At 44.4% G+C, this 5,382-nt stretch carries 5 protein-coding genes; 3 read left to right on the top strand and 2 right to left on the bottom strand.

The annotated features are described in order from the left end of the window. The coding region (gene ispD / locus QUA24_RS21595) for a 2-C-methyl-D-erythritol 4-phosphate cytidylyltransferase (RefSeq protein ID WP_333231949.1) at positions 1 to 635 on the bottom strand (635 nt) is incomplete at its 3' end. Positions 636 to 807: 172 nt separating this feature from the next. Here ispD and QUA24_RS21590 point away from each other — a divergent pair. Beyond that, complete coding sequence (locus QUA24_RS21590; RefSeq protein ID WP_333231951.1) at positions 808 to 1,770, top strand: glycosyltransferase family 9 protein; 963 nt, start codon at positions 808 to 810, stop codon at positions 1,768 to 1,770. Positions 1,771 to 1,880: 110 nt separating this feature from the next. On the opposite strand, the gene QUA24_RS21585 is transcribed toward QUA24_RS21590, so the two are convergent. Continuing rightward, a complete protein-coding gene (locus QUA24_RS21585; protein WP_333231947.1) occupies positions 1,881 to 2,174 on the bottom strand; it encodes a TRADD-N-associated membrane domain-containing protein in 294 nt (97 codons plus the stop codon). Between the two features lie 491 nt (positions 2,175 to 2,665). Between QUA24_RS21585 and QUA24_RS21580 the strand changes: the two genes are divergently transcribed. Both QUA24_RS21580 and QUA24_RS21575 read left to right on the top strand, forming a co-directional pair. Then, positions 2,666 to 4,042: an NACHT domain-containing protein gene (locus tag QUA24_RS21580; RefSeq protein WP_333231945.1), complete on the top strand. Its 1,377-nt coding sequence runs from the start codon at positions 2,666 to 2,668 to the stop codon at positions 4,040 to 4,042. Between the two features lies 1 nt (position 4,043). Then, positions 4,044 to 5,382, top strand: a 1,339-nt coding sequence (locus QUA24_RS21575; protein WP_333231943.1) for a WD40 repeat domain-containing protein, incomplete at its 3' end; no start/stop codon positions are given.

The following is a 5,382-nucleotide window of genomic DNA, read 5'->3' as shown; positions in this document are numbered from 1 at the left end:
GGTGTTGTGACTTTCAAATTCGTCTCTTCTCCCTCCACAATTTGCACTGGTAAACCGCATTTTTCAAACAAAGCCGCATCGTCGGTAACTTCCCAACCTTTCTGTCGCCCTTCTTCGTGACACTGCTTTAACAATTTCACTTCAAATCCTTGGGGAGTCTGGGCCGCCCACAAATTGCTTCTGTCTGGGGTGTCTCGCACGATCCGACGCTCATCTACGACCTTAATCGTATCCTTGACCGGGACGGCGACAATCAAGCCCGGACAGGTCAAGAGGGCCTCGGCAGATCGATCGAACAATTCAGCAGTTGCCAAACACCTCGCGCCGTCGTGAATCAACACTCGATCGGCATTGGGGGGCAAAGCCTGCAAACCGTTGTAAACTGACTCTTGCCTGGTAGCGCCACCTTGAATCAGTTCCACGGGCTTGACCAAAGATAAATCGCTCACAATTGCTTTAAAATCAGAAAAATCGTCTGGCTGGCCCATGATGCCAATCCAGCTAATGTGCTGCGAAGCTTCAGCCGCAGCCAAAGTCCAACTCAGCAAAGGTTTTCCCAGCAAAGTCAGCAGCAGTTTGTTCCGCTGACTCCCCATCCGTCGCCCCGAACCTGCTGCAGGAATTAATAAGTGCATTTACTAACCGTTTTTAACCCAACTAGATATATATAATAAGAGCGTCCTGTACTTTTGAGTCAGTTGTTTAGCTGTCAGCCAGTAGCTTTTAAGGTCTAGAAATACTATAAGCTGATAGTTGAGAGCCGATCTCTGAGAGCTACCTCGATCAATAATAGCCCGATCGTTTATGATGCGAATACTAGCACTTGTCCCTGGCGGGATTGGCGACCAAATTTTATTTTTCCCCACTCTTGATGACCTCAAGCAGTCTTATCCCGACGCGCAAATTGATGTCATCGTGGAACCGAGGGCAAAGGGTGCTTACCGAGTCTGCAAGTCGGTCAAAGAAGTCTTGACGTACAATTTCAAAGACCGCAACGCTATGGCAGATTTGGGCAATTTACTGGGCGTAATTCGAGATCGCGAATACGAAGCAGTGATTTCCCTCGGCCAGCGGTGGACTGTAGGGCTGCTGCTGTGGCTGACCGGCATTCCGCAGAGAGTTGGGTATTCGGGAACCAACGGCGCTCGATTTCTCACTGCTGCAGTACCGCTGAAAACTGAACAGTACGCCGCTTCAATGTACCACGATTTGCTGCAAGGATTTAACATTACAAATCCTTGTCCGGCGATCGCAATTAATGTACCAAAACAGGACATTCAGTGGGCGGAATCCGAACAGCAGCGGTTGGGCGTAAAAGAAAGCGGTTACATTCTAATTCACGGCGGTTCCAGTCAATTAGCTGTGTCTAAAGGTATTGACAAAATTTACCCTACAGACAAATGGAAGCAAATAATTGAAGATTGTCAGCAGCGGCAGCCGAATTTGCCCGTTGTTGTTGTGAAAGGGCCCGAAGATGCAGACTTCGTGACAAAGTTAGTCGAGTTATGTCCGAATGTAAAAGTTATCTCGCCGGATGATGTCGGCAAGTTGGCGGCGACTATTGCTGCTGCTAACTTGATGATATGTACTGATAGTGCGCCGATGCACTTAGCTGTGGCGGTTCAAACTTATACAATAGCTTTGTTCGGCCCGACTGAACCTGCAAAATTGCTGCCAAAGAGCGATCGATTTTTGGGCATTAAATCTCCTACGGGCAAAATGGCAGACATCTCTCCTCAAGATGTTTTGAAGAAGGTTTGGGGCGGCTAAAAACTAGGATATCTAAGCCAGGACACGGCAGTGCCGTGTCCCTACAATTTAGCTGCTTTCCAGGCCCGGCCGGGGGACGAGGAAAGAAGTCGGGAAGCTAAAACTGGATGTTAGTCTTCCAAATCATCCATCATCTGCTGCAATTCCTTCTTCTTTTGCTTGGCAAACTCAATCCTGCCCAAACTTGTCAACAATCCGCCCGAAGCAGTGAGAGTAGCCTCTGAGATTTTCTCACAAAATAGAAGTCCGATCCCTCCGAAAGTAACCATTGCCGATGCGGCGGTGACAAAAAGGGCAAGATTGTAGCTTTGGCGAACTTGCCGCAATGATTCTCGCAGCATTTCTTTCTTAATTTCGCTATAATCTTCATCAGGTTGCGAGTTGCCGAATAAGTTAAAAGTCATAACTGTTTCCTCTCCTAAATACTGATAAGTTTTTGTTTCTACAATTACTCTACCGAAGCAAACAGCGAGACTCAAGGGCAGATAGGGCGAGTTTTAATTGGCGATATGCCCTAATTTTTGGGGCAGATAGGGCAGGAGATTACAACCTATCTGCCCTAGACAGACAAAAATATTTAAATATAGAATGTGAGTGCGATCGGAGTTACGGATGAATAATCATGAAATCTCGCTCCCGCTAGCCCCCATGCTGTTTCATTCCGCCCAAATCCGCAAGGGAATGAATTCCACGGGGCTAATAGCAGAAGTCGGTTAAAACCGACTAAAATACTAATTTTCAGTCCTCTTAAGAGGACTTTCGCTATGAGACAGGGAATTCATTCCCTGTCGGACTGCCGGACTGTCGGACTGTCGGACTGTCGGACTGTCGGACTGTCGGACTGTCGGATTATCGAATTAACTGAAAAACTAACAACCATACCTAAAAACCTACTATGCGCGAATCCGATAAAGTTCAATCGAGTGCAACTGGAAAAATTAAGCTCAGAGAATCATACCAAGACGCTGGATTGACGATAAAAAAACTCGCGGATACAACTAATGTTTCCGAGGACACAATTAAGCGATTACTCGGTACAAAACCATGTTTTAATGGCGTACAAAGATGGCAAGTTACCAACATAGCTAAAGCATTAGGAATAGAAGCCACAGATATTGTTGACCCAAAAGATTGGAATGCCGAAAATAAGCTGCCGCCAGAGTTTGAATCACTTATAGCAGAAAAAATTAAAACCTTTTGCGGCCGCCAATTTGTTTTTAAGGCGTTTCAGGACTTTATCAAGGAAAATCCTCACGGTTATTTTACAATTATCGGGGATGCGGGAATGGGCAAAAGCTCGATCGTTGCCAAATACGTCTCTGAACATAAATCTCCCTGCTATTTCAATATTCTTGTCGAACGCCGCAACAGACCAGAATTGTTTTTGAAGAGCCTTCGCCAGCAATTAATTGACCGCTATCAATTGCCAAATTCAGAAGATGCCGATTTACCAACTTTACTGACAAAGGTGGCTGGAAAACTCACTTGCGGCGAACGTTTGGTAATTGCGATTGATGCACTGGATGAAGTTGAACAAGAACCGGGAGAAAATCTTTTACATTTACCGACCACTCTGCCAGATCGGGTTTATTTCTTGCTGACGAGGCGACCGCATAACCTCGGTCAAAAGAGGCTGTCTGTATCTCCAGGAGTTCCGGTAAAAGAGTTAGATTTAAGAGACAGAAAGTATGTTAATTTCAATCAGGATGATATCAAAGAGTATATTCGGTATCTGCTATATACAGATTCTCAGTATAAAGATGAACTGAGAAACTGGATCCAAACCCGTAGCATTCCCGATACAGCTTTTGTCGAGCAATTGGCAGAAAAAAGCGAAAACAATTTTATGTATTTGCGGTATGTTTTGCCCGCAATTGCTAAGGGCGATTATAATGACTTGAGCTTAAAGCAATTGCCCGACGGGCTGCAAGAGTATTATCAAAACCATTGGGTGCGGATGGGAATGGAAGCTAAGCCAGGGCAATGGATGGAGATTGTCTTATATATTTTAATAGAGATTGGCACGCCGATTCCCTGCGAGATGATTGCTGGAATTGCCGAGGTGGATAAATGTGAGGTGGCACAGGTTTTAGAAGATGAGTGGGTTGAGTATTTGAAAAAGCAGAATGTATATGGAGAAATCTGCTACAACATCTATCATGCTAGTTTTCTTGACTTTCTGAAATCCAAACGAGAGATGGATGCAAAGCGGAAAATTTTTAAGGAAGTAAATCAACGGATTGCTGAGTATTTAGAAAAGGAGATGGCGTGAGATGGCAGAATTTGCTGACAAGTTAGCGGCCAAACCACTTTTCTATCAACGTGCTTATCTGGGCAGCTTACTGCCAAATTATGTCAAGGCAGGGAATTTAGAAAAGTATTATCAAAGACTGACTGATTTTAACTTTCTGATGGCAAAGATTCAGCATCCTGAGTTTGGGGTGCAGGCACTGATTGATGATTTTAATTTAGTTGACGATTACGAAGCATTAAATCACTCAAAGTACAATCCAGAAAAAGTCAAAGTTCTGAACTTGATTAAATCGGTATTTTGGATGTCAGCGGATATTTTGGAGCGAGATAAAACGCAACTCGCAGAGCAATTATGGGGGCGCTTGGCACACTTAAAAACACCAGAAATAAAAGCCATCCTGGAGGGAGTCCAGCATCAGAAAGCAGTACCTTGGTTGCGTCCTTTCACACCCTGTTTCACTCCCCCCGGCAGCGGAGTTCTACGAACCCTTAAAGGTCACAGCGACTCGGTAAATGTCGTAGCAGTAACTGCTGATGGCAAGCGAGCAATTTCTGGCTCATCTGACACAACCCTTAAAGTCTGGGATTTAACAACTGGAGAGGAACTATTTACTCTCAAAGGTCACAGTGACTCGGTAAATGCAGTAGTCGTCACTACTGATGGCAAACGGGCGATTTCTAGCTCAAAAGACAACAGGATTAAAGGTTGGGATTTAACAACTGAAAAGGCACTGTTTACTTTCAATCTCGAAAGTCATACCAAATTGGTAAATGTAGTAACCGTGACTGCTGATGGTAACCGGGCGATTTTTGCTTCAAGAGATAACACCATTAAAGTTTGGGATTTAACAACTGGAAAGGAACTATTTAATCTCACGGGTCACACCAAATTGATAAATGCAGTAGCGGTCACTGCTGATGGCAAGCGGGCAATTTCTGGTTCATCTGACAAAACTATCAAAATTTGGGATTTAACAACTGGAAAGGAACTGTTGACTCTCACAGGTCACAAAAAATCGGTAAAAGTATTAGCCGTAACTGCTGATAGCAATCTGGCAATTTCGGGTTCATTAGATAATACCCTCAAAGTCTGGAATTTAACAACTGGAAATGAACTGTTGACTCTCAAAGGTCACGGAAAATTGGTAAAAGTAGTAGCCGTGACTGCTGATAACAAACGGGTAATTTCTGGCTCATCTGATAATACATTCAAAGTCTGGGATTTAACAACTGGAAAGGAACTATTTACTTTCAAAGGTCACAGCGAGTCGGTAAATGCAATAGCCGTTACTGCTGATGGCAAGCGGGCAATTTCTGGTTCATCGGATAACACCCTCAAAGTCTGGAATTTAACCACTG

Source organism: Microcoleus sp. Pol12B5, from assembly GCF_036701335.1.
Classification (GTDB): Bacteria; Cyanobacteriota; Cyanobacteriia; order Cyanobacteriales; family Microcoleaceae; genus Microcoleus.
The sequence above is the reverse complement of the archived record's forward strand: the minus strand, read 5'-3'. Positions and strand labels throughout refer to the sequence as shown.

Coding starts and splice junctions, on each gene's coding strand:
- QUA24_RS21590 (WP_333231951.1), top strand. CDS start 808: ATGCGAATACTAGCACTTGTCCCTGGCGGGATTGGCGACCAAATTTTA.
- QUA24_RS21585 (WP_333231947.1), bottom strand. CDS start 2,174: ATGACTTTTAACTTATTCGGCAACTCGCAACCTGATGAAGATTATAGC.
- QUA24_RS21580 (WP_333231945.1), top strand. CDS start 2,666: ATGCGCGAATCCGATAAAGTTCAATCGAGTGCAACTGGAAAAATTAAG.